We start from the raw sequence: 19,159 nt of genomic DNA, 5'->3' as shown, positions 1-19,159 counted from the left end.
CGGGGACCCGTCGTACTCGACGTGGACGAGCAGACGCAGGCAGTGGCCGACCCGATCACGGACTTCACGCGGGCCGAGTCGCTGGCCCCGCCCGCGCCGGTCGTCCCGGCGGCTCCCGCCGCTCCGGCGCCGATGAGCCGCCGCGCCGCCCTGGAGGCCGAACGCGCCCAGGCGCGCCGGACGCAGGCCGCCGCGAAGGCGCAGGCGCCGCAGGTCGCCGCAGTCGCGCCTCGGGCTGCTCGGGAGGACGGCATCGCGTCGTTGTTCGCCGAGAGCCTGTCTGAGACCCCCGCGGCCGAGGGTGTCGCCGCCGATCGCGCCGTCGCCCGCCGTCGCGCGGAGGAGCTGAACGCCGAGCAGCTAAACGCCGAGCAGCACACCGCGCCGCGGAAGAAGAAGCGCGTCGTCCGCGAGCGCGTCGTCGTCAAGCCGACCCGCCCGTCCCGCGCCGAGCGGCGAGCCGCCGTCGCGCAGCAGTCGGCCGTCCCCGCCGCGCAGGTCGCCGCCGGCCCGTCGGTCGCCGACCGCACGAACCCCCGCCACCCGCGTCTCGGCATCTACCGCAAGCTCCACACCGAGGGCCGCCACCGCCGCGGCTTCCACCTCTTCGTGCTCGTCGCGCTGACCGCGTTCTTCGGCACCGCCTCCCTCCCGGCCTACGCGACGACGGGCGAGGCCTCCGTCGCCGGAGCCGCGCGCACCGCCCTCGCCGTGCAGACCCTGACCGGCGGCAACGCCACCGCGCAGGTCGTCTCCCGCGACGGCCTCGGCATCGCCGAGAGCCCGCAGGCCCTCGACTCGACCACCAACGGCAGCGTGTCGCCCACCGTGCAGGCCCTGGCCGTGCAGCTCATGGGCGCGGTCGCCGCGGGCCGCCTGGTCGGCTCCACGCCGAACCACATCCCCGAGATCGCGAACCTGGCCGAGGGCAAGGTCGTTCCGAACTGCGGTGTCGACTACCGCGTGCTGCAGGCGATCTCGGTCGCCCTGGACAACTTCAGCCAGGTCGGCATCAGCGACATCAACCGCAAGTGCACCGGCCAGATCGAGGGCGCGGGCACCGACTCCGCGCACTACGCGGACGGCGGCGGCCACGCGGTCGACTTCTACCTCCTCAACGGCTCGGCCCTCACCGGCGGCGACTCCAAGTCCCTCCAGCTCATCCGTCTCCTCGACCCGCTGGTCCCCAAGGGCTCCGGCCTGGGCCAGGCGGAGTGCCGCGGCTCGATCAGCGTCCAGAACTTCGCCCCGTTCGACGACACCTGCAACCACGTGCACATCGACTTCCTGAAGTCACAGGGGGCGACGCTCAAGTACGGGTGAGCCACCCACGATTCGCGCCGAATCGCGGCTTTGAGCGAGGCAATCACGACATTCGTGCCGAATCGCCGGCGCTTCACCCCAACGGCACCGCAACCCCCGACCCCAGCCGCTTCATGACCAGCGTCGACGTCATCCGCTGGATGCCCGGCAGCCCGCCGAGCTCCCCGTCGTACAGCTCCTGGTAGGCCGCCAGGCTCGGCGTCAGGATGCGCAGCATGTAGTCCGGGTCGCCGAAGAGGCGTTCGGCCTCGATCACGTTCGGGATGGCGACCACCGCCTCCTCGAACGCGCCGACCGTGTCCGGGTCGGTGCGGCTGACCGTCACGAACACGATCGCCTCGAACGTCAGCCCGACCGCGGTCGGCGACACCACTGCGCGGTACTGCTCGATGACGCCCGACTGCTCCAGTTCGCGCACCCGTCGGTGGCAGGCCGACAGGCTCAGCCCGACCCGGGAGGCCAACTCGGTGACACTGATGCGGCCGTCCTGTTGGAGGGTTGAAAGAATCTCCCGGTCGAGGCTGTCCATGAAAACTATTCTCCCGCTGTTTCGGCGATTCTGTCGCAGATAGCGAAGCACCTTTCGCGGATATTGCCGTAGCTTCTGCCTCATGAATCCCGCTCTGGTCGCGCAGTTCTGGACGATCGCCGTCCTGCTCACGCTGACGCCCGGCGCCGACTGGGCCTACATCATGGGCGCCGGCGTGCGCGCGAAGTCCGCAGCGCCCTCGATCCTCGGGATGCTGACTGCCTACGCACTGGTCATCGCGGCCGTCGCGCTCGGCGTCGGCGCGCTCGTCACGCGGTTCCCGGTGGTCCTCACGGCGCTCACGCTCGGCGGCGGCGCGTACCTGGTCTGGCTCGGGATCACCGCCCTCGTCAAGCGCGCCGAGCCGGTCGGACCGCACGGCGAGCCGATCGTCGGGAGCGCGACCTCCCAGTTCCTCCGCGGCGCCGGGGTGTCCGGGTTCAACCCGAAGGGCCTCCTGCTGTTCCTCGCGCTGCTGCCGCAGTTCACCTCGCCGACGGGGATGCCGCCGGCAGCCCAGATGCTGGTGCTGGGTGCGATCCAGCTGGCCGACGTCGCCGTCATCTACACGCTGGTCGCCCTGCTCGCGCGCCGGCTGCTGCGGTCCCGGCCGCGCGCCCTCGTGATCGTGGGGAAGCTGTCCGGCGCGATGATGGTGCTCATCGGCGTGAGCCTGCTCGTTGAGCGGTTCCTGCAGCACTGACACGCGCCGGCGGCGGTCGGGCTCAGAACAGGTTCAGCGCCGCCCACTGCAGCAGGATGACCGTCTTCCCGTCCACGATCCGCCCGTGCGCCACCATCGCGAGAGCGTCGTCGTACCCCACGACGACCGGCTCGATCTCCTCGCCCTCCTCGGCCACGCCGCCCCCGCCGACGATCTCGCCGGGCCGGTACTCGGCCGCGTAGAAGTGCACGCGCTCGGTCACCGAGCCCGGGCTCATGAACAGGTCGAACAGGTGGCGGAGGTCGCCCACCCGCACGCCCAGCTCCTCCGCAGCCTCGCGGCGGATCGCCTCGTCCGGGTCGTCGCCGTCCAGGAGGCCGGCGGCGGCCTCCACCAGCATCCCGTCCGGGTGGCCGTTGACGTACGCCGGGAAGCGGAACTGCCGGGTGAGCAACATTGTGCGCGCGACGGGGTCGTACAGGAGCACGGTCGCGCCGTTGCCGCGGTCGTAGGTCTCGCGCGCCTGCGTCACCCACGCGCCGTCGCGCCCGCGGTAGTCGAAGGTGGTCCGGCGCAGGACGTGCCAGCCGTCGGACACGACCTCCACGTCCGTCACGCGGACAGCGGGGTTGCCTGTTGCCGAACGGCCGGTACGGTGCAGCCCGGTGCGTCCTCTGCTGTCCGGGACGTCGTGCCCGGGTCGTGCGTCGCGCTCCGTGGATCCCTCACCGCTCATGGCAGGAGGGTATCGGACCTCTCTGCCGGGCGAATGTACATGCCGACCACTTCGCGGACCTCCACGCCGCCGCCCTGCCACGTGGCGGGGTTGCGGCGGGCGATCGCGAGCGCGGCCTCCCGGTCGGCGGCCTCCACGATGCCGAGGCCCGCGATGATCTCCTTGCTCTCGGTGTACGGCCCGTCCGTGACGCCGTCGCCGCGGACGGAGGTCGCCTCCGTGAACGGGGCGAGCGCGAACGCCGCGGTCAGCGAGCCGTCGCCGATCAGGTCCTCCGAGTGCCGGTCGTGCTCGGCGAGCTCCTCGGGAGCGCCGGCGACGCCGTTGCCGTAGATGAAGATGGCGAACTGGGCCATGAGCGATCCTCTCTGTCGTCATCAGGACGTCGAACCGGCCGGCGCGGAATCGACAGCGTCAGCGCAGCTTCCGCCGCATGGCGCGCACGGCCAGGATGTCGGCCGCCTCGGCGTCCCGCGCCTTCACGATGGCCTTGTCCGACTTGAGCGGCAGGTCGTAGCCGTTCTCGACCTCCACTCCGGCCAGGATCAGCCGGGCGCGGGAGATCTCCGCGTCGAAGACCGCGCCGAGCAGCAGCACGACGTTGGCGATCCAGATCCACAGCAGGAACACGATGATCCCGGCGAGCGTGCCGTACGTCTTGTCGTAGTGCCCGAAGTTCGCGACATAGAAGGCGAACAGGGCCGACGCGACGCCGAGCAGGACGATCGCCACGACGGCCCCGGGGGTCAGCCAGCGGAACCGCGGCTGCCGGATGTTCGGCGTCGCCGAGTACAGCAGCGCGACCAGCAGCACCAGCGCGAACACGACCACCGGCCAGCGCAGGACCGACCACGCCGTCTTGGCCGCGTCCCCGACGCCGAGGACGTTGCCGAGCGCCTGGAGGACCGGCCCGGAGATCACGAGCAGCACCGCCACGATGGCGATGAGCACCAGCGACGCGAGCGTCACACCGAGCTGGACCGGGCGCAGTTTGAACGCCGAGCGGCCCTCCCGCACGCCGTACACCCGGTTGAGCGCGCGCCCGAAGCCGCCGACGTACCCGGACGCCGACCAGATCGCGCCGACGATGCCGATCACCAGCGCGACGCCGGTGGCGGGGGACGAGGCGAGCGCCTCGATCGGGGCCTGGATGACGGTGAGCATCCCGGGAGCGAGCTGGTCGATCATCCCGAACAGCGCGTCGATTCCCGATTTGCTCTGGCCGACCAGGCCGAGGACGCTGACGAGCGCGATCATGGCCGGGAACAGCGACAGCACGCCGAAGTAGGTGAGTCCCGCCGCGAGGTCGGTGCACGACGCCTGGCCGAAGCTGCGCAGCGTGCGCTTGAGGATGTAGCCCCACGGCAGGCGGCGCCGGGAGGCCTCAGCGGCCACGCGCGATCCCTCGTGCCACGAGAGCGGCGGCGCCGCCCAGCACCGCCAGGAACACCGCAGCGGCGGCGACGGGGTGCGACCGGATCTGCACGCGCACGTTGAAGGTGGCGAAGATGTCGTCGAGGGTCCCGGCGAGCTGGTCGCGGGTCTCCTCCAGCTCCAGCTTCAGCGTGTTCATCCCCTTGCCGCTCACGGCCGTTCCCCCTTCAGCGCCTGCACGTCGGCCTTCAGCTCCGGCCCGAGATCCTCTGGGACCGGCGGCATCCCGCGCTTCAGCATGCCCCGGCCGATGAGGGCGACGATGATCGCCAGCACGATCAGGATGCCCGCCACGATCAGTGCCGCCAGCCAGCCCGGGACGATCAGCGCGAACGCGAACACGGCGGCCGCGACGAGGACGCCGAGCGCGAAGAACACGAACACCAGGGCGCCGACGAGGAGGCCGGCGCCCACCCCCGCGGCCTTCGCCTTCGCCGCCATCTCGGCCTTGAACAGAGCCAGCTCGGCGGTGAGCAGCCGCTTGACCTGGGCCGTCGCATCGCGCGTCAGCTCCGGCAGCGGCCGGAGTCCGCGGGTGGTCCGGCGGCGCTCGCGGGGGAGCGCGGCCTTGTCGTCGGTCATTGCGTGGCCTCCCTGGGTTCGCGTCCGAACGTACTCCACGGTCGGGGAGGAGCCAAGGGAGCGCCTCACCGCGTGGCCCGCAAGATCGTGGCCCACGCGATGGTGCACACTAGTCGCATGAGCGGCATCGGCGGCAATGGGGCGGGCGGCGGCGGATCGGCCGGCGTCAGACCCGGGGGAGTGCTCGTCGCGGTCGTCCCCGGTCAGCCGACCGCCGTGCTCGACGCGGCGGCGCGGCTCGCCGACGACCTGGACGTCCCGCTGGTGTGCGCCAACGTCGACCCCAACCGGTACCTGGTCTCCAGCTACGTGGACGGCACCGTCGTCGCGCTGCCGTACGACCCCGACCTCCCCGAGGTGGAGGACGAGACCTTCGACGCCGAGCTGGAGTCCGACATCCGCGAGGCGCTGAACGGCCGCGGCGTCCCGTACTCCCTCAAGCAGCTCGCGGGCGACCCGGCCTGGGCGCTCGCCCGGCTGGCCGACGAGATGGACGCGCGGTACATCGTGGTGGGCACGCGCGAGGCGGGCCTGCGCGGCAGCCTCCGCGAGTTCTTCAACGGCTCCGTCGCGGTGCACCTGGCGCACCGGCAGCACCGGCCCGTGATCGTGGTGCCGCTGGCGCCGGTCAGCGGTTCGGGCGCGCTGCCGTGGGAGGACCCGCCGGTATAGTGGTCCAGCGGCGATGGATCTCGCCGGGGCCCACGGCCCGAACCGCGACGGTCGCTGATAGTTCCTGCGCTTCATTGTGAAGGGTGGATGACGCTTGCCCGCGAGAACCCCGCTGCCGGTGCACCTGCACTGGCGCTCCGTCCTGCTGGTCTTCGCCGGCGGCGCGATCGGCACCACGGTGCGCTACCTGCTGTCGGCCGCGGTGCCGACCGTGGGCGGCATCCCGCTCATCACGCTCGTCATCAACGTGACGGGCGCGTTCGTGCTGGGCTGGCTGCTGGAGGCGCTGGCCCTGCGCGGACCGGACGCCGGGCGGCGCCGCGACCTGCGGCTGTTCGCCGGCACCGGCATCCTGGGCGGGTACACGACCTACAGCTCGTTCGCGGTGGACACGGACGGGCTGTTCGCGGCGCACAATCCCGGCGCCGGTATCGGGTACGCGGTGGCGACCATCCTGATCGGCGCGCTGGCGTCGGTGGCGGGGATCGCTGCGGCCGCTGCGCTCGGGAGGCGTCGCGCGCGCCGGGCGGGGGCCGGCCGGTGACGCCGCTGCTGGTGCTCGCCGTCGCGGTCGCGGGCGGCCTCGGAGCGGTGGCGCGGCTGGTGTTCGACGGGGTGCTGCGCAGCCGGTTCCGGATCAACTTCCCGTTCGGCACGACGGTCATCAACGTGACGGGGTCGTTCCTGCTCGGTCTCGTCACCGGGCTGGCGCTCGCGCACGGCCTCCCGCCCGAGTGGCGGACCATCCTCGGCACGGGGTTCCTCGGCGGCTACACGACGTTCAGCACCGCGAGCTACGAGACCGTGCGGCTGGCGCAGCAGCGGAGGTACCGGGCGGCGCTGTTCAACGGCGTGGGGATGCTGATCCTCGCGCTCGCCGCGGCCGGGCTGGGACTGTGGCTGGGCGGGCTGATCTGAGTCCGTCGCCGTGGAGGCTCAGGCCTGCTGCTCCATCCACCACTCGGTGAACTCCTCGGCGCGGCCGTCGCCGGCCAGCACCACGACCCACAGGTTCGAGTAGGTCGGCCCGTCGTGGTAGTCGGTGACGCCCTCTACGAAGTACTGCGACCCGTCCTGGCCGAGCAGCCGCCACTCGAAGTCGACCGAGCCCGGGTCGTCCTGCGCGTCGAGCCAGCCCTCCACGATCTCGAGGTGACCGTCCCACGGCTCGGCGAACGGCTCGGTGCGGTAGCTCGCGTCCTCGGTGAAGAGCGCCCGGATGTCGTCGGGGTCGTTCGTCTCCCACGCGCGGCGATAGCGGTCGATCCAGGACGTGATCGCGTCGGCCATGTTCCCCGTTATACGCCAACGCCGCCCGCGCCCGCCAGACTTGACAGCGCGCCACATCCGCGCGCCCCTGCCGAAGGGCACGTAGACGCCCCTACCGGGCCGTTTTAGGGGCGTTAACGTGCCCCTCGGCGAGGTAGTCAGCTGCGAGCGAGGGCGAGCTGCGGCAGGGCGACGAGCAGCGGGGCGAGCTCGGGGATGCTGTGCGCCTCCTGGAGGGCAGCTTCCAGCGCGTCGTCGTGCACCGGACGGGCGCTGTCGAGCAGTTCGTGGCCGCCGGAGGTGAGCTCGGTGTAGATGCCGCGCCGGTCGTCCAGGCAGTCGATGCGGGTCAGGAGGCCGCGCTCCTCCAGCCGGTTGACCAGCCGGGTGGTCGCGGACGGGCTCAGCGCGCTGGCGCGGGCGAGCTGCTGCATGCGCATGTGCCAGCCGTCCTGCCGGCTGAGGGCGTCGAGGACGGTGTACTCGACGACGGAGAGGCCGGCTGCCCGGGAGAGCGCCTTCTCCAGCTCGTTCTCGATGAAGTTGTGCAGCGCGGCGAGGGTGCGCCAGCCCTGTGCGCGCACCTCGACGGCGTCGTCGGCGATGCCCATGTGCGATCTCCTCGCTGTTCGGTTCGTGGCTCGTGCTTGCGTAAAGTAATTGCATGTGCAACTATTTATGACGCGTCTGCAATTACTTAGTCTACGCGGTCGCCCCTCCATCCCCGACTTTCCCAGGAGTTCTCATGCCTGCTGGCCTGATCGCCCTCGCGCTGGGCGGCTTCGGCATCGGCCTCACCGAGTTCGTCATCGCCGGGCTGCTGCCCGAGGTCGCCGCCGACTTCCACGTCGACGCCGCCGCGGCCGGGTGGCTCATCTCCGGCTACGCGCTCGCCGTCGCCGTCGGCGCGATCGGCCTCACCGCCGCCGTCACCCGCCTCCCGCACAAGACGGTGCTGCTGGGACTGATGGTGCTGTTCATCCTCGGCAACGCGATCTCCGCCCTGGCGACCGATTACCCGACGATGCTCACCGGACGCCTCGTCGCCGCCCTCTGCCACGGCGCCTTCTTCGGTATCGGCTCTGTCGTCGCCGCGAGCCTGGTCGACCCCAGCCGGAAGGCGCGGGCCATCGCCATCATGTTCACCGGCCTGACGGCCGCCAATGTTCTGGGCGTGCCGTTCGGGACGCTGCTCGGCCAGCAGTTCGGGTGGAGGTCGACGTTCTGGGCGATCACGGTGGTGGGAGTGGTGGCGTTGGCCGGGGTTGCAGTGCTGGTGCCGGGAGGCCCCGCGACATCCGGCCCGGTCTCCGGCGCAGCCTCAGGCCTTCGCACCGAGCTCCGCGCCTTCCGCTCCGGCCAGCTCTGGCTCTCGCTGGCGGCGACCGTCCTCGGCTTCGGCGGGATGTTCGGCGCCTTCACCTACATCGCCTACACGCTGACCGGGCTCTCGGGCTTCCCCGCGGCCGCGGTCCCGTGGCTGCTGATCCTGTTCGGGCTCGGGCTGTTCGCCGGGAACGCGGTCGGCGGCCGGTTCGCCGATCGCTCGATCGACGGGACGCTGGTCGTCGTGCTGGCCGTGCTCGCGGTTGTCCTCGCCGCGTTCGCGCTGCTCGCCGCCCTCCCGGTCGCCGCGGTCGTCGCGCTCGTGCTGATGGGGGCGTTCGGCTTCGCGACGGTCCCCGGCCTCCAGCTCCGCGTCCTCCGCTCGGCCGATGCCGCGCCGACGCTGGCCTCCGGGGCCAACATCGCCGCGTTCAACGTCGGCAACGCGATCGGCGCCTGGCTGGGCGGCCTCACCATCGCGGCCGGGCTCGGCTACGCGTCCCCGCTCTGGGTCGGGACAGCGATGACGGTCGCGGCCCTTGCCGTCGTCGCGGTCGCGTCGGCCGCTCGAAGTGGCCCCTTCCGGTCCAGTAGACAGGGGCGTACACTCGCACCTGTCTCGAACGGAAGACCGACGATCAGGGGGTGATCGTGTGGTGGATGTGCCCGAAGTGCGGCGCTCCTCTCTCGCTCCCGCGCGGCTTCTGATCGGATCCCTCGTCCTCGGCGGCGGCATCGTGGCGCTGGGACTGCTGTTCGGCGGCGGCACCGCGAACGCGGCCGAAGCGCCGGCCCCCGGCCCGCTGGGTGGAGTGGTCGCGACCGTCGTGTCGGTGACGCCTGCCGCTCCGGCTCCCGTCCGGGAGGTGGCGGCGCAGGTCGTCCAGCCGGTGGCGAGCGTGGTGCAGCAGGTGGCGGCCGCGGCGCCGGTGGAGGCCGTGGTGAGCCCGGTCGCACAGGTGGCGGATCGGGTGGTGGCGGCTCCGGTGGAGCTGGTCGCTCCCGCCGCCGGCACTCCCGCCTCGCAGGCTCCGGCCCCGCAGACCGCGTTGGCGCGCACTCTTACCGCGCCGCTCACCCTGGTGACGTCGGTGCTTGCGAACCATCCCGTCAGTACGCTGACCGCGCCGATCGCGGCCGCCGCCGACGGCGTCCTCGCGGGCGTCGCGGGAGTCGTGGTGGGCACCGTCCGACCGCTCGCAGTTCCCGGAGTCACTGGGCCTGCGCGCGAGCAGTCCGTCATCCCTTCGAATGACGTCCAGCCGGCCGTCGCTCTCGCGTCTGCCGCTGCGGCGAGCACTGTGCGTGCTGTCGCTCCGTACTCGCCGGCCTCCACGCCGACCACCGGTGCGACATCCGCACGGCTCGCCGACGCCCCGAACCCGGACCAGGGCATGCCGTCGCCCGGAACCCCCTCGGGTGCGCTCGGGACGAGCCCCGCCGCCGCCCAGGCCGGCGGTTACAGCTCAGGCTTCGCCACGCTCGGCGGCAGCGCGGCCTGGCCCGCAGCCGTCGTGAGCGTCCGCGCCGGCCTCCCGGCGGACGACGACCTCCCGACTTCACCCGGATTCGATCACGACATCAGCCCCGACTGAGTAGGTTCCGACCGCCCTGCGCACCGCGCGGCGCGGACACGGAACCCGAACTCCCGACCGGGAGTCCGACACTCACTCGAAAGGCTGAACGATGAACAAGTATGTCTCCAGAGGGTTGTGGTTCACCCTCTGCGTCGGCGGGCTCTGGCTCGCCGGCACCGCGGCCGCGAACGCCGCGGAACCATCGACGACAACAGGATCCGGCGGCGTCGCTTCGGGCGACCAGGCCCCGATCGGCGTCACGGCGCCGGTGACCGTGACCGGAAACGGGATCGCCGTGCTCGGCGACTCCACGGCCTCCGGCACGTCCGCCGCTCCGGCAGCCCCGGCGCCGGCTCCCGTCGTCACCACCAGCGGACTCGGGTCCGTGGCCGGAGGCGACCAGGCCCTGCTCAGCGTGTCCGTGCCGGTCACGGTGTCCGGGAACGCGGCGAGTGCGGCGGGCGACGCGACCAGCGGCGCTGCGCCGGCGGCCGCTGCACCTGCGCCCGCGCCCGCCCCTGCGACGACCTCGGGTTCGGATGGTGTGCTGTCCGGTGCTCAAGCGCCGGTCTCCGCCGCGGTTCCGGTGAACGCGACCGGCAACTCGGTGGCGGTGCTGGGGGATGCGAGCAGCGGAGGTTCGGCCGCTCCGGTGTCCACCACGTCCACCGCTCCCGCCTCAGGTCTGACGACCTCGGGTTCCGATGGTGTGCTCTCGGGTGCCCAGGTGCCCGTCTCCGCGGCGGCTCCTGTCACCGCTTCCGGCAACTCGGTGGCGGTGCTTGGCGACGCGAGCAGCGGCGGGACGGCTTCGTCCGCTCCGGCGTCGTCGGCTCCCTCGGCTTCGGGTCTGACCACCTCGGGTACGGATGGTGTGGGCTCGGGTGCTCAGGCTCCAGTGTCCGCGGCGGCTCCTGTCACCGCTTCCGGCAACTCGGTCGCCGTGCTCGGTGACGCGAGCTCCACCGGTGCCGTGACCGCTCCAGCCACGTCGGGCGCGGTCACCACGCCGGTCACGACGGGTGACGGCAGCATCCTCGGTGGCGCGCAGCTGCCGATCGGTGTCGCGCTTCCAGTCACAGTGGGCGCCGACGCGGTCGCTGTCGGCGGGGACGCGACGACCGGTGCCGCGACCACTCCGGTCGCGTCCGGTACGACGGTCACGGGGACGGGTCAGGCCGGCGGGACCGCAGGGTCCGGAGCCTCGACCGGCACCGGGACCGACCCGGCAACGGTGGCTTCCACCGCGCTGGGCTCGATCGCGCTGGGCGAAACCGCCGTGGGTTCGACCGCGCTGGGCTCGTCCGCGCTGGGATCGTCTGCGCTGGGTTCGACCGCCCTGGGCTCATCCGCGCTCGGATCGACCGGGCCGAACGCATCCATGCTGGCGTCGACCGGTTCGGACGCGCTGACCTTCGGGTCGATCGCCGCACTGCTGGCGATGATCGGAACCGTGCTGCTCTTCGGAGCCGCGAACAGGGAGCGCCGCCACCACACGCGGTGACGGACGCTCTCGCACCACGCGACAGGGCTGGGTCGGTCGGAGGACCGGCCCGGCCCATCGCCGAGCGTCCTCCCACTATCCCTCAGAACCCGATCGGCCGCCCCGGCGTCAGCGGCGCCTCGCTCTCGGGGAACATCTCCCCGCGGTTGTACTCGGCCTCCCGCCGTTCGACCTCCGCGATCAGGGCCTTGTTCAGCATCTCGGACCAGCTGCTGTCCTTCTCCTCGAACGAAGTCGAGCGGTAGGCAGCGCGGGCGCGGTTGCGCAGCGTCTCTGACAGGTAGAACGTGACCGTCGTCCTCCGGGCCGTGGTCAGAGTGCCGGCGATGGCGGTCGGCCGCTCGGGCGTCTCCGGAGGCTCGTCCGCGAGCGGGCACTCCGCTCGGACGTCCGGGATGGCCTCGACGTCCGGGGTGGCCGGGGAGAGGTCTTGAAGAGTCACGAACGCACCTCGCAAAATACCGCATGTGTCATCTACCGGCAACATACTACGCGATGAGACGACAGGAGACCAGAGAGGGAGCCGACGCCCGTCTCAGCGCGACAGTCGCTCGACGATCGCGCCGAAGAGCTGCGGTCGCGCGGTCGCGGTCGGCACGATCCGCGGACGGAACGGCGACCGGGCGGCGACCACCAGCCCGGTCGTCAGCATACGGAAGTCCCGCGTCGTCGCCCGCCACGCGCGCTCGTACTGCTCGGTGTTCCCCGCGCGCACGGCGGCGACGGCGGCGCGCGCCTGCGCGAACCCCACCCGCATCCCCTCGCCGGTGAGCGCGTCGACGTACCCGGAGGCGTCCCCGGCCAGCAGCACGCGGCCCGATGCCCGGGAGCGCGAGCGCTGCAGGAGCGGTCCGGCGCCGCGCGAATCCGTCACCGGCTCCGCACCGGCCAGGCGGTCGGCGAGCTCCGGGATCGTGGCGATCGCCGCTTCCTGGTCGAGCGGACGCGGGCCGAGCACGGCGACGCCGACGGTGCGGTCGTCCACGGGCGTCACGTAGGCCTCCACGAGCGGGGACCAGTGCACCTCGACCAGGTCGGTCCAGGGCGCGACCGCGTAGTGCCGGCGCAGCCCGTACCGCCGGCGGACGGGGTGCTGCGCGCGCCCCTCCAGCCCGAGCAGCCGCCGGACGGGGGAGTGGAGGCCGTCCGCGGCGATCACCCACGGGGCGTCGATCGTCTCCCCGCCCGCGAGGCTCAGCTCCACGCCGTCCCTGCGCTGGGTCAGTCCGGCCACGCGATCGCGGACGACCGGCGTCCCCAGCTCGGCGGCGCGCCGGGCCAGCTCGCGGTGCAGTACGGTGCGGCGGACGCCGCGTCCCGGCCGCTCGGCGAAACGGTGCTCGACGCGTCGCGCGCCGTCCAGGTAGGCGATCCCGTCGAGCCGGTGGCCGGGCGGGTCGACTCCGATGCGGTGGAGGGCGGCGAGGGCGCCCGGCATGAGGCCCTCGCCGCAGGCCTTGTCGATCGGGTCGTCGCGGGGCTCCACGACGACGACCTCCATGCCCGCCAGCCGCGCCTCGATGGCGCACGCCAAGCCGATCGGACCGCCGCCGACCACGACGAGCTCGGTCGTCATGCGGAGGCGGAGGAGGCGGACGCGGCGGCGGGGGTGGCGAGCGCCCGGTTCTCGCACGGGAGACGGAAGCCCAGCAGCAGTACCGCGTTCAGCACGGTGAAGGCGAGCGCAGTGATCCACGCCGTGTGCACGAGCGGGAGGGCGAATCCCTCCACGACGACGGCGACGTAGTTCGGGTGACGCAGCCACCGGTACGGGCCGCGCTCGACCAGTGGGAGGCCGGGGACGACGATGACGCGCGTGTTCCAGCGCGGGCCGAGCGTCGCGATGCACCACCAGCGCAGCGACTGGCTCGCCAGCACGAGCACGAGCATGGGCCAGCCGAGCCACGGCAGGAACGGCGGGTCGAGCAGCCAGACCTCCGCCAGGCAGGCGAGCAGCAGGCCGCTGTGGAGGGCGACCATCGGCGGGAAGTGCCCGCGACCGTACTCGACGCCGCCGCGGGCGAACGACCAGCGGGCGTTGCGCGCGGAGACGACGAGCTCGGCGATCCGCTCGGCGCCGGTGGCGAGGATGAGGACGGTGTACCAGATCACGCGGCCGAGCCGATCGTGCGCGCGGCGGTGTCCGCGGCCTCCGTCCCCGCGGCCCACCGCAGCAGCACCAGCTCGCTGGTCACGCCGGGCCCGAGCGCGAACAGCAGCCCGACCGTCCCGGCCGGGTGCACGTCCAACTGCTCGGCCAGCACGTGCAGCACCGCCGCCGACGACAGGTTGCCGACGCGGGCCAGCGACCTCCAGCTCGCCTCCAGGGCGTCCGCAGGCAGGTCGAGGGCCCGGGCGAAGGCCTCCAGCACCTTGGGACCGCCGGGATGCGCGGCCCAGGCGCTGACGTCCGACACCTCCAGATCGTGCTCGGCGAGGAGGCCGCGGGCGTCGTCGGCGAAGTTGTTGTCGATCACGTCGGGCACGCCGGCGCTCAGGACGATGCGGAAGCCGGTCCCGCCGATGTCCCAGCCGATCACGTCCTCCGTGTCGGGGTAGATGCGGCTGCGTGTGTCGACGACCTCCGGACCGGGGAGGCCGAGCTCGCGGGCGCGGTCGTCGCCCGCCATCACGACCGCCGCGGCGCCGTCGCCGAAGAGCCCGCTCGCGACGATGTTCGCCATCGAGTCGTCGCGCGCCTGCACGGTCAGCGAGCACAGCTCCACCGAGAGGAGGACCGCGATCTCGCCGGGGTGCCCGGCCAGGTAGTCGTGCACACGGGCGATCCCGGCCGCTCCGGCGACGCAGCCGAGCCCGAAGCTCGGCAGCCGCTTGACGTCGGGCCGCATCCCGAGCCGCTGCACGAGCTGGGCGTCGATGGAGGGGGCGGCGATCCCGGTGACGGAGGTGAAGAGGAGGTAGTCGACGTCCGTGGCGCGCAGGCCCGCGGTCGCGAGCGCCTGGGTCACGGCGCGCTCGGCGAGCGTGGTGCCCTCGGCGATGAAGAAGTCGTTCGACTCGCGGAACGACGCGATCGAGCTGTACCGCTCGAGCGGCATCACGAGGCTGCGCGTCTCGACCCCGCTGGCGGCGTGGATGCGCCGCATGACGGCCTGTCGCTGCGGGTCGCTGGTGATCATCGCGAGGAGCGCGGCGGTGATCTCGCCCTGGCTGTAGCTGCGGGCGGGCAGCACGGGCGCCACGGCGACGATACGGCTCACATGCGAAACGTACCACCGGGGTGGTTCGGGGGTGTGAGGTTGAGGTGAACTGTCAGACCGGGCTCGCCCGCTCAGCCGATCACCGCGAACGCGTCGATCTCCACCAGCATCTCCGCCCGCGGCAGCCCGGTGAACACCGTGGTGCGCGCCGGCAGCACGCGGGAGGTGACGCGGCCCGCCAGGAACTCCCCGTACGCCTCGTTCATGGCCGCGAAGTCGTCGCGCGTCGTCAGGTAGACCCGGAGCATCATCACGTCGTCGAAGCCGGCGCCGCCCGCCGCGAGCACCGCCTCCACGTTGCGGAGGGTGCGCTCGGTCTGCGCCTTCACGTCGCCGGGGTGGAGGTACTCGTTCGTGGCCGGGTCCACCGGGCCCTGGCCCGAGACCTGCAGGAACGGGCCGCGCCTCACCCCTTGCGAGAAGGTGTGGGCGGGCGCGGGGGCGTCGGGGGTGGTGAGGGCGATGCGGTCGGTCATGGGGTCTCCTTCGGTGGGGCGGGGGACAGAGTGGGCGCGGAGGCGGTCGTCGGCGTCCGCGCCCCCAGCTCAGCCGAGATGCGCTCGGTCGCCTCCAGCAGCGCCGGCAGCAGCGCGAGCACGCCGTCGTGCGCCAGCACCACGTTCGGCACGGAGATCGACACGGCCGCGGCGACCCGTCCGTCCGGTCCGTGGACGGGAGCGCCGACGCAGTTCATGAAGGTCTCGTGCTCCTCGTGGTCCTCGGCCCAGCCGCGCTCGGCGCTCACCGCGACGTCGGCGAGCAGCCCGGCGACGGTGACGTGCGTCCGCGGGGTGAAGGCGTGGAGGTCGAGGCCGGCGGCGACGCGCTCGCGCTCGGCCGGGTCGAGGCCGCCGAGCAGCACCTTGCCGACCGCGGTCGCGTGGATGGCCGCGGGGAGGCCGATCCGGCTGTACATCCGCAGGCCCTGGCGGGACTCGACCTTGTCGATGTAGGTGACGACGCCGTCCTGGTAGGTCGCCAGGTGGACGGTCTGGCCGGTCTCGGCGGCCAGCGCGCGCAGGATCGGCGCCGCCGCGGTGCGCACGTCGACGGCGTCGAGCGCGTCGGACGCCAGCGCGAACACCGCCGGGCCGACGCGGTAGCGGTGTGCGGTGTCGTGAGCGGCGAACCCGCGGGACTCCAGCGTCTGCAGCAGCCGGAGGACGGTCGACTTGTGGACGCCCAGCTCGGCCGACAGCGCATCCAGGGTGCGCACGCCCCGGGACAGGAGGTCGAGGACGTCGAGCGCGCGGGCGACGGACTGGCTCATGGGATGCGGTCCACGGGTGCGGAGGCCAGGGGCGCCGCGGACGGTGGCGCCGCGTGCCACGGGATCTCGCCCGGGTGCACCCGCCAGCGCTCCCACACGTCGTCCGCCGCCGCCGCAATCGCGTCGCGCTCGCCGCGGGTCGGCACGGTCAGCGGCCGGTCGCCGTGGCCGATCAGCGTCAGTGCGGCGAGCGAGTGCCCGAGCCGCAGCGCGGCCGTGTCGTCCCGGCCCTCCGCGAATCCGGCGAGGAACCCCGCCGCGAACGCGTCGCCCGCGCCGACCGGCTCCACGACCTCCACCGTCAGGCACGGCACGTGGGTCTCGCCGCCGTCGCGCCGGTACGCGGAGGCGCGGCGCTCCTCGTCCTTCAGCACGAGCGTCCGCAGGTGCGGGAGGTCGGCGAAAAGCCGGGCGGGGTCCGCGTGCCCGAAGTGGGCGTGCGCCTCCTCGTGCCCGGCGAAGAGCAGGTCGGCCTGGCCGAGCAGGCTGTCGAGCGCTGCGCGGTCGCGACCGGTCCAGAGGGCCGGGCGGAGATTGAGGTCGACGCTGACGAGGGTGCCGGAGCCGACGAGCGTGCGAAGGTTCGCCGCCACCTCCGCGGTGGAGTCCGAGAGCGCCGGTGTGATGCCGGAGGTGTGGACGATGGCTGCCCCTCCGAGCAGCGCGGCAGCGGGTTCGGCGCGGAGCTGTTCGACACCGAGCGCGGACGCCGCCGACCGGCTCCGGTAGTAGTGCATCCGGGTCCGCACGCCGCCGGGGCCGGCCACGGGCTCCTTGACGTAGAGGCCGGTCGGGCGGCCCGGGTCCCGTTCGACGGCCGAGGTGTCGACGCCGGCATCGCGCGCGGCCGTGAGGACGCGGTCGCCGAAGCCGTCCACCCCGAGCCGGGACACCCACGCGGTCGGGAGGCCGAGGCGGGCGAGCGTGGTGGCGACATTGAACTCGGCGCCGCCGACGTCGGAGCCGAAGCTGTGCGCCTCCGCGAGCGGGAGGTGGTGGTCGGGATAGAGCACGACCATTGCTTCGCCGATGGTGACCAGAGCTGCGGGCGCCGCCATCCGTCCTCCCCTTCTCGTGCCGTCGGCCTTTCGCGATGGCCTCGGCTCATGCTAGACAGGAGTGCACTGGATGTGCAACGAGCGTTGCGTATCGTGCAACGGCGAGGAGATGGATGGACGAGTTCAAGGCCGCGCCGCTCGGCTTCACCTCCGCCGACGTCGCCGACCTCCCGCGCACGCGCCCGCTGCTGCGCGACTTCCCGACACCGATCGTGACCCTGAGCGAGTCCGCGGTCGCCCACAACCTCGCGACGATGGCCGAGTGGTGCGCGGAGGCGGGCGTCGCCCTCGCGCCGCACGGCAAGACGACGATGAGCCGCGAGCTCTGGCAGCGCCAGCTCGACGCGGGCGCCTGGGGCATCACGGTGGCGACGCCCTGGCAGGCGTCGGTCGCGCTCGGCTGGGGCGTCCCGCGGGTGCTGCTCGCGAACGCGCTCGTGCAGCCGGCGGCGCTGCGAGCGCTCGCGCCCGATGCCGACCGGCTGACCGTCTGGGCCGACTCGCTGCGCTCGGTCGAGATCATGACGGAGGCGCTGACGGACGCCGGTCCGGCTGCCCCGCTCGCCGTGCTGGTCGAGCTCGGTGGGGCCGGCGGGCGGACGGGAGCCCGCGGACCGGCGGCGGCGCTCGCCGTCGCTGCGGCGGTCGCGGCCTCCCCGGTCCTGCGACTCGCCGGGGTCGCCGGGTACGAAGGCGCCCTCGCGCACGACGCGACGCCGGAGTCGCTCGACCGCGTCCAGCGCTACCTGGAGGAGCTGCTGGCCCTGCACGACGCGATCGAGGCCGCCGGGCTCTATCCACAGGACGGGCCGGTCATCCTCACGGCCGGAGGCAGCGCCTACTTCGACCAGGTTGCGGACGTGCTCGCGCCGCGCCGCTCGGCGGGAGGCGGCGGCCGGGACGTGGAGGTGCTGCTGCGGTCGGGTGCCTACATCACGCACGACGACGGTTTCTACCGCTCCATCACGCCGCTGCGGCGCGGCGGTGACGGGCGCGAGTTCCACTCCGCGATCCACGGCTGGGCGACCGTGGTCTCCCGCCCCGAGCCGGGGCTGGTGCTCGTGGACGCGGGCAAGCGCGACCTCCCGTACGACGAGGGGCTGCCGATCCCGCAGGCGATCCGGCGGTTCGGGGAGCCCGTGGCCGTCCCGCTGGAGGGCGCCGTCGTCAGCGCGCTCAACGATCAGCACGCGTTCGTGCGGGTGCCGGCGGACGCGGCGGTGGAGGTCGGCGACGTCATCCGCTTCGGGCTCTCGCACCCCTGCACGACGTTCGACAAGTGGCGCGCGCTCGCGGTGGTGGACGACGCGCTCGCGGGTGAGCCGAGGGTGATCGGGATGCTGGAGACGACCTTTGGCTGACAGGAGCACCATGCTGATCGAGACCCTCACCGCCGACCGCGCGCTCGCGGTCGTCCGCGCCCCGCGCATCGACGACCCTGCCGCGCTCTGCCAGGCGCTCGTCGCCGGCGGCATCCGCACGGTCGAGTTCACCTTCACCACCCCGGACGTGGAGGCCGTGATCGCGGCGGCCGCTGCGGAGCCGCACGGCGCTCTGGTCGGAGCGGGCACCGTCACGGACGCGCGCACCGCGGAGGCGGCCATCGCGGCGGGCGCGCGGTTCCTGGTGACGCCCGGCCTCAGCGAGGGCGCGGCCGCCGTCGCCCGCGAAGCCGGGGTGCCGATCATGCTCGGGGCGCTCAGCCCGTCGGAAGTCATGCGCGCCGTGGAGCTGGGGTCGGCCGCGGTGAAGGTGTTCCCGGCGTCCGCTGTCGGACCCGGCTACCTGAAGGATCTGCGCGGCCCGTTCCCCGGCGTCCCGTTCGTGCCGTCCGGCGGCCTCCACACGCGCGACGCGCGCGAGTGGATGGCGGCGGGCGCACTCGCGGTCACGGCCGGGTCGAGCGTTGTCGGGGTGGCGGACATCGAGGCGGCGGCGTGGGACGCGGTGACCGAGAAGGCGCGCGCGTTCACCGCGGCGGCGGCAGGGTGAGC

The 19,159-nt window shown here is 73.0% G+C and carries 25 protein-coding genes and 1 riboswitch; of the genes, 10 read left to right on the top strand and 15 right to left on the bottom strand.

The genetic code is table 11. The annotated features are described in order from the left end of the window. Positions 1 to 21: 21 nt before the first annotated feature. Positions 22 to 1,323, top strand: a complete 1,302-nt coding sequence (locus tag ACFQ9V_RS03375) for a hypothetical protein (protein WP_382457763.1) — start codon at positions 22 to 24, stop codon at positions 1,321 to 1,323. 73 nt (positions 1,324 to 1,396) lie between these two features. Here the strand turns inward: ACFQ9V_RS03375 and ACFQ9V_RS03370 are convergent, their stop codons facing one another. Next, positions 1,397 to 1,852, bottom strand: coding sequence for an Lrp/AsnC family transcriptional regulator (locus ACFQ9V_RS03370; protein ID WP_382457762.1), 456 nt, complete (start codon positions 1,850 to 1,852; stop codon positions 1,397 to 1,399). 82 nt (positions 1,853 to 1,934) lie between these two features. On the opposite strand from ACFQ9V_RS03370, the gene ACFQ9V_RS03365 reads away from it, so the two are divergent. Next, the gene (locus ACFQ9V_RS03365; RefSeq protein ID WP_382457761.1) at positions 1,935 to 2,555 is read left to right on the top strand and encodes a LysE family translocator; all 621 of its coding nucleotides are present in this window, start codon (positions 1,935 to 1,937) and stop codon (positions 2,553 to 2,555) included. 22 nt (positions 2,556 to 2,577) lie between these two features. Here ACFQ9V_RS03365 and ACFQ9V_RS03360 read toward each other — a convergent pair whose 3' ends face one another. Genes ACFQ9V_RS03360 through ACFQ9V_RS03340 form a run of 5 tightly spaced genes read right to left on the bottom strand, consistent with a single transcriptional unit; the run spans position 2,578 to position 5,268 of the window. After that, on the bottom strand, positions 2,578 to 3,252 hold the full coding sequence (locus ACFQ9V_RS03360) for an NUDIX domain-containing protein (protein ID WP_382457760.1): 675 nt from the start codon (positions 3,250 to 3,252) through the stop codon (positions 2,578 to 2,580). Then, on the bottom strand, positions 3,249 to 3,608 hold the full coding sequence (locus tag ACFQ9V_RS03355; RefSeq protein ID WP_382457759.1) for a YciI family protein: 360 nt from the start codon (positions 3,606 to 3,608) through the stop codon (positions 3,249 to 3,251). The genes ACFQ9V_RS03360 and ACFQ9V_RS03355 overlap by 4 nt, the downstream gene beginning before the upstream one ends. Positions 3,609 to 3,666: 58 nt before the next feature. Next, complete coding sequence (locus ACFQ9V_RS03350; protein WP_382457758.1) at positions 3,667 to 4,647, bottom strand: YihY/virulence factor BrkB family protein; 981 nt, start codon at positions 4,645 to 4,647, stop codon at positions 3,667 to 3,669. Next, positions 4,637 to 4,840: a hypothetical protein gene (locus ACFQ9V_RS03345; RefSeq protein WP_382457757.1), complete on the bottom strand. Its 204-nt coding sequence runs from the start codon at positions 4,838 to 4,840 to the stop codon at positions 4,637 to 4,639. The genes ACFQ9V_RS03350 and ACFQ9V_RS03345 overlap by 11 nt, the downstream gene beginning before the upstream one ends. Then, entirely contained in the window at positions 4,837 to 5,268 is a 432-nt protein-coding gene (locus ACFQ9V_RS03340) for a phage holin family protein (protein WP_382457756.1), read from the bottom strand. The genes ACFQ9V_RS03345 and ACFQ9V_RS03340 overlap by 4 nt, the downstream gene beginning before the upstream one ends. 117 nt (positions 5,269 to 5,385) lie before the next feature. Here ACFQ9V_RS03340 and ACFQ9V_RS03335 point away from each other — a divergent pair, with 117 nt between their 5' ends. From ACFQ9V_RS03335 to crcB, 3 genes are all read left to right on the top strand, one after another. Next, positions 5,386 to 5,940, top strand: a complete 555-nt coding sequence (locus ACFQ9V_RS03335) for a universal stress protein (RefSeq protein ID WP_382457755.1) — start codon at positions 5,386 to 5,388, stop codon at positions 5,938 to 5,940. After that, positions 5,941 to 6,014: riboswitch (Fluoride riboswitch) on the top strand. It begins immediately after the preceding gene. 20 nt (positions 6,015 to 6,034) lie between these two features. Then, complete coding sequence (locus ACFQ9V_RS03330) at positions 6,035 to 6,484, top strand: fluoride efflux transporter FluC (protein ID WP_382457754.1); 450 nt, start codon at positions 6,035 to 6,037, stop codon at positions 6,482 to 6,484. Then, positions 6,481 to 6,858 carry a fluoride efflux transporter CrcB gene (crcB, locus tag ACFQ9V_RS03325; RefSeq protein WP_382457753.1) on the top strand — a complete coding sequence of 126 codons (378 nt, stop codon included), beginning with the start codon at positions 6,481 to 6,483 and terminating at the stop codon, positions 6,856 to 6,858. The genes ACFQ9V_RS03330 and crcB overlap by 4 nt, the downstream gene beginning before the upstream one ends. 18 nt (positions 6,859 to 6,876) lie before the next feature. Here crcB and ACFQ9V_RS03320 read toward each other — a convergent pair whose 3' ends face one another. Next, positions 6,877 to 7,230: a nuclear transport factor 2 family protein gene (locus ACFQ9V_RS03320; protein ID WP_382457752.1), complete on the bottom strand. Its 354-nt coding sequence runs from the start codon at positions 7,228 to 7,230 to the stop codon at positions 6,877 to 6,879. A gap of 137 nt (positions 7,231 to 7,367) precedes the next feature. Next, positions 7,368 to 7,820: a MarR family winged helix-turn-helix transcriptional regulator gene (locus tag ACFQ9V_RS03315; protein ID WP_382457751.1), complete on the bottom strand. Its 453-nt coding sequence runs from the start codon at positions 7,818 to 7,820 to the stop codon at positions 7,368 to 7,370. Positions 7,821 to 7,954: 134 nt separating this feature from the next. On the opposite strand from ACFQ9V_RS03315, the gene ACFQ9V_RS03310 reads away from it, so the two are divergent. The 3 genes from ACFQ9V_RS03310 (at position 7,955) to ACFQ9V_RS03300 (ending at position 11,616) form a co-directional block, all read left to right on the top strand. After that, positions 7,955 to 9,184 (top strand): MFS transporter, encoded by a 1,230-nt coding sequence (locus tag ACFQ9V_RS03310; protein WP_382457750.1) that lies wholly within the window; start codon positions 7,955 to 7,957, stop codon positions 9,182 to 9,184. A 7-nt stretch (positions 9,185 to 9,191) separates the two neighbouring features. Beyond that, positions 9,192 to 10,130 carry a hypothetical protein gene (locus ACFQ9V_RS03305; RefSeq protein ID WP_382457749.1) on the top strand — a complete coding sequence of 313 codons (939 nt, stop codon included), beginning with the start codon at positions 9,192 to 9,194 and terminating at the stop codon, positions 10,128 to 10,130. Between the two features lie 91 nt (positions 10,131 to 10,221). Continuing rightward, positions 10,222 to 11,616, top strand: a complete 1,395-nt coding sequence (locus ACFQ9V_RS03300) for a beta strand repeat-containing protein (RefSeq protein WP_382457748.1) — start codon at positions 10,222 to 10,224, stop codon at positions 11,614 to 11,616. A gap of 82 nt (positions 11,617 to 11,698) precedes the next feature. Here ACFQ9V_RS03300 and ACFQ9V_RS03295 read toward each other — a convergent pair whose 3' ends face one another. The 7 genes from ACFQ9V_RS03295 to ACFQ9V_RS03265 all read right to left on the bottom strand — a co-directional run bounded on the left by ACFQ9V_RS03295 (position 11,699) and on the right by ACFQ9V_RS03265 (position 17,165). Further along, positions 11,699 to 12,058, bottom strand: a complete 360-nt coding sequence (locus ACFQ9V_RS03295; RefSeq protein WP_382457747.1) for a hypothetical protein — start codon at positions 12,056 to 12,058, stop codon at positions 11,699 to 11,701. Between the two features lie 93 nt (positions 12,059 to 12,151). Continuing rightward, positions 12,152 to 13,192, bottom strand: a complete 1,041-nt coding sequence (locus tag ACFQ9V_RS03290; RefSeq protein ID WP_382457746.1) for an NAD(P)/FAD-dependent oxidoreductase — start codon at positions 13,190 to 13,192, stop codon at positions 12,152 to 12,154. After that, entirely contained in the window at positions 13,189 to 13,728 is a 540-nt protein-coding gene (locus ACFQ9V_RS03285) for an isoprenylcysteine carboxyl methyltransferase family protein (protein WP_382457745.1), read from the bottom strand. The genes ACFQ9V_RS03290 and ACFQ9V_RS03285 overlap by 4 nt, the downstream gene beginning before the upstream one ends. Beyond that, complete coding sequence (locus tag ACFQ9V_RS03280; protein WP_382457744.1) at positions 13,725 to 14,837, bottom strand: type III polyketide synthase; 1,113 nt, start codon at positions 14,835 to 14,837, stop codon at positions 13,725 to 13,727. Before ACFQ9V_RS03280 ends, ACFQ9V_RS03285 begins: the two co-directional genes overlap by 4 nt. A 71-nt stretch (positions 14,838 to 14,908) precedes the next feature. Continuing rightward, positions 14,909 to 15,313 carry a RidA family protein gene (locus tag ACFQ9V_RS03275; RefSeq protein WP_382457743.1) on the bottom strand — a complete coding sequence of 135 codons (405 nt, stop codon included), beginning with the start codon at positions 15,311 to 15,313 and terminating at the stop codon, positions 14,909 to 14,911. Further along, positions 15,310 to 16,107 carry an IclR family transcriptional regulator gene (locus tag ACFQ9V_RS03270; RefSeq protein WP_382457742.1) on the bottom strand — a complete coding sequence of 266 codons (798 nt, stop codon included), beginning with the start codon at positions 16,105 to 16,107 and terminating at the stop codon, positions 15,310 to 15,312. Before ACFQ9V_RS03270 ends, ACFQ9V_RS03275 begins: the two co-directional genes overlap by 4 nt. Next, positions 16,104 to 17,165 carry a sugar kinase gene (locus ACFQ9V_RS03265; protein ID WP_382457741.1) on the bottom strand — a complete coding sequence of 354 codons (1,062 nt, stop codon included), beginning with the start codon at positions 17,163 to 17,165 and terminating at the stop codon, positions 16,104 to 16,106. Before ACFQ9V_RS03265 ends, ACFQ9V_RS03270 begins: the two co-directional genes overlap by 4 nt. A 113-nt stretch (positions 17,166 to 17,278) precedes the next feature. On the opposite strand from ACFQ9V_RS03265, the gene ACFQ9V_RS03260 reads away from it, so the two are divergent. Next, the gene (locus ACFQ9V_RS03260; protein WP_382457740.1) at positions 17,279 to 18,526 is read left to right on the top strand and encodes an amino acid deaminase; all 1,248 of its coding nucleotides are present in this window, start codon (positions 17,279 to 17,281) and stop codon (positions 18,524 to 18,526) included. Positions 18,527 to 18,536: 10 nt separating this feature from the next. Next, on the top strand, positions 18,537 to 19,157 hold the full coding sequence (locus tag ACFQ9V_RS03255; protein WP_382457739.1) for a bifunctional 4-hydroxy-2-oxoglutarate aldolase/2-dehydro-3-deoxy-phosphogluconate aldolase: 621 nt from the start codon (positions 18,537 to 18,539) through the stop codon (positions 19,155 to 19,157). Positions 19,158 to 19,159 lie beyond the last annotated feature (2 nt).

It is taken from the genome of Leifsonia sp. NPDC056665, assembly GCF_042791795.1.
Classification (GTDB): domain Bacteria; phylum Actinomycetota; class Actinomycetes; order Actinomycetales; family Microbacteriaceae; genus Leifsonia.
This window is presented reverse-complemented; position numbering and strand designations above follow the sequence as displayed.

What these genes read in the sequence shown, in the direction of transcription:
- ACFQ9V_RS03370 (WP_382457762.1), bottom strand. Translation starts at nt 1,852, where the DNA reads ATGGACAGCCTCGACCGGGAGATTCTTTCAACCCTCCAACAGGACGGC.
- ACFQ9V_RS03365 (WP_382457761.1), top strand. Translation starts at nt 1,935, where the DNA reads ATGAATCCCGCTCTGGTCGCGCAGTTCTGGACGATCGCCGTCCTGCTC.
- ACFQ9V_RS03360 (WP_382457760.1), bottom strand. Translation starts at nt 3,252, where the DNA reads ATGAGCGGTGAGGGATCCACGGAGCGCGACGCACGACCCGGGCACGAC.
- ACFQ9V_RS03355 (WP_382457759.1), bottom strand. Translation starts at nt 3,608, where the DNA reads ATGGCCCAGTTCGCCATCTTCATCTACGGCAACGGCGTCGCCGGCGCT.
- ACFQ9V_RS03340 (WP_382457756.1), bottom strand. Translation starts at nt 5,268, where the DNA reads ATGACCGACGACAAGGCCGCGCTCCCCCGCGAGCGCCGCCGGACCACC.
- ACFQ9V_RS03335 (WP_382457755.1), top strand. Translation starts at nt 5,386, where the DNA reads ATGAGCGGCATCGGCGGCAATGGGGCGGGCGGCGGCGGATCGGCCGGC.
- ACFQ9V_RS03320 (WP_382457752.1), bottom strand. Translation starts at nt 7,230, where the DNA reads ATGGCCGACGCGATCACGTCCTGGATCGACCGCTATCGCCGCGCGTGG.
- ACFQ9V_RS03315 (WP_382457751.1), bottom strand. Translation starts at nt 7,820, where the DNA reads ATGGGCATCGCCGACGACGCCGTCGAGGTGCGCGCACAGGGCTGGCGC.
- ACFQ9V_RS03310 (WP_382457750.1), top strand. Translation starts at nt 7,955, where the DNA reads ATGCCTGCTGGCCTGATCGCCCTCGCGCTGGGCGGCTTCGGCATCGGC.
- ACFQ9V_RS03300 (WP_382457748.1), top strand. Translation starts at nt 10,222, where the DNA reads ATGAACAAGTATGTCTCCAGAGGGTTGTGGTTCACCCTCTGCGTCGGC.
- ACFQ9V_RS03290 (WP_382457746.1), bottom strand. Translation starts at nt 13,192, where the DNA reads ATGACGACCGAGCTCGTCGTGGTCGGCGGCGGTCCGATCGGCTTGGCG.
- ACFQ9V_RS03275 (WP_382457743.1), bottom strand. Translation starts at nt 15,313, where the DNA reads ATGACCGACCGCATCGCCCTCACCACCCCCGACGCCCCCGCGCCCGCC.
- ACFQ9V_RS03270 (WP_382457742.1), bottom strand. Translation starts at nt 16,107, where the DNA reads ATGAGCCAGTCCGTCGCCCGCGCGCTCGACGTCCTCGACCTCCTGTCC.
- ACFQ9V_RS03265 (WP_382457741.1), bottom strand. Translation starts at nt 17,165, where the DNA reads ATGGCGGCGCCCGCAGCTCTGGTCACCATCGGCGAAGCAATGGTCGTG.
- ACFQ9V_RS03260 (WP_382457740.1), top strand. Translation starts at nt 17,279, where the DNA reads ATGGACGAGTTCAAGGCCGCGCCGCTCGGCTTCACCTCCGCCGACGTC.
- ACFQ9V_RS03255 (WP_382457739.1), top strand. Translation starts at nt 18,537, where the DNA reads ATGCTGATCGAGACCCTCACCGCCGACCGCGCGCTCGCGGTCGTCCGC.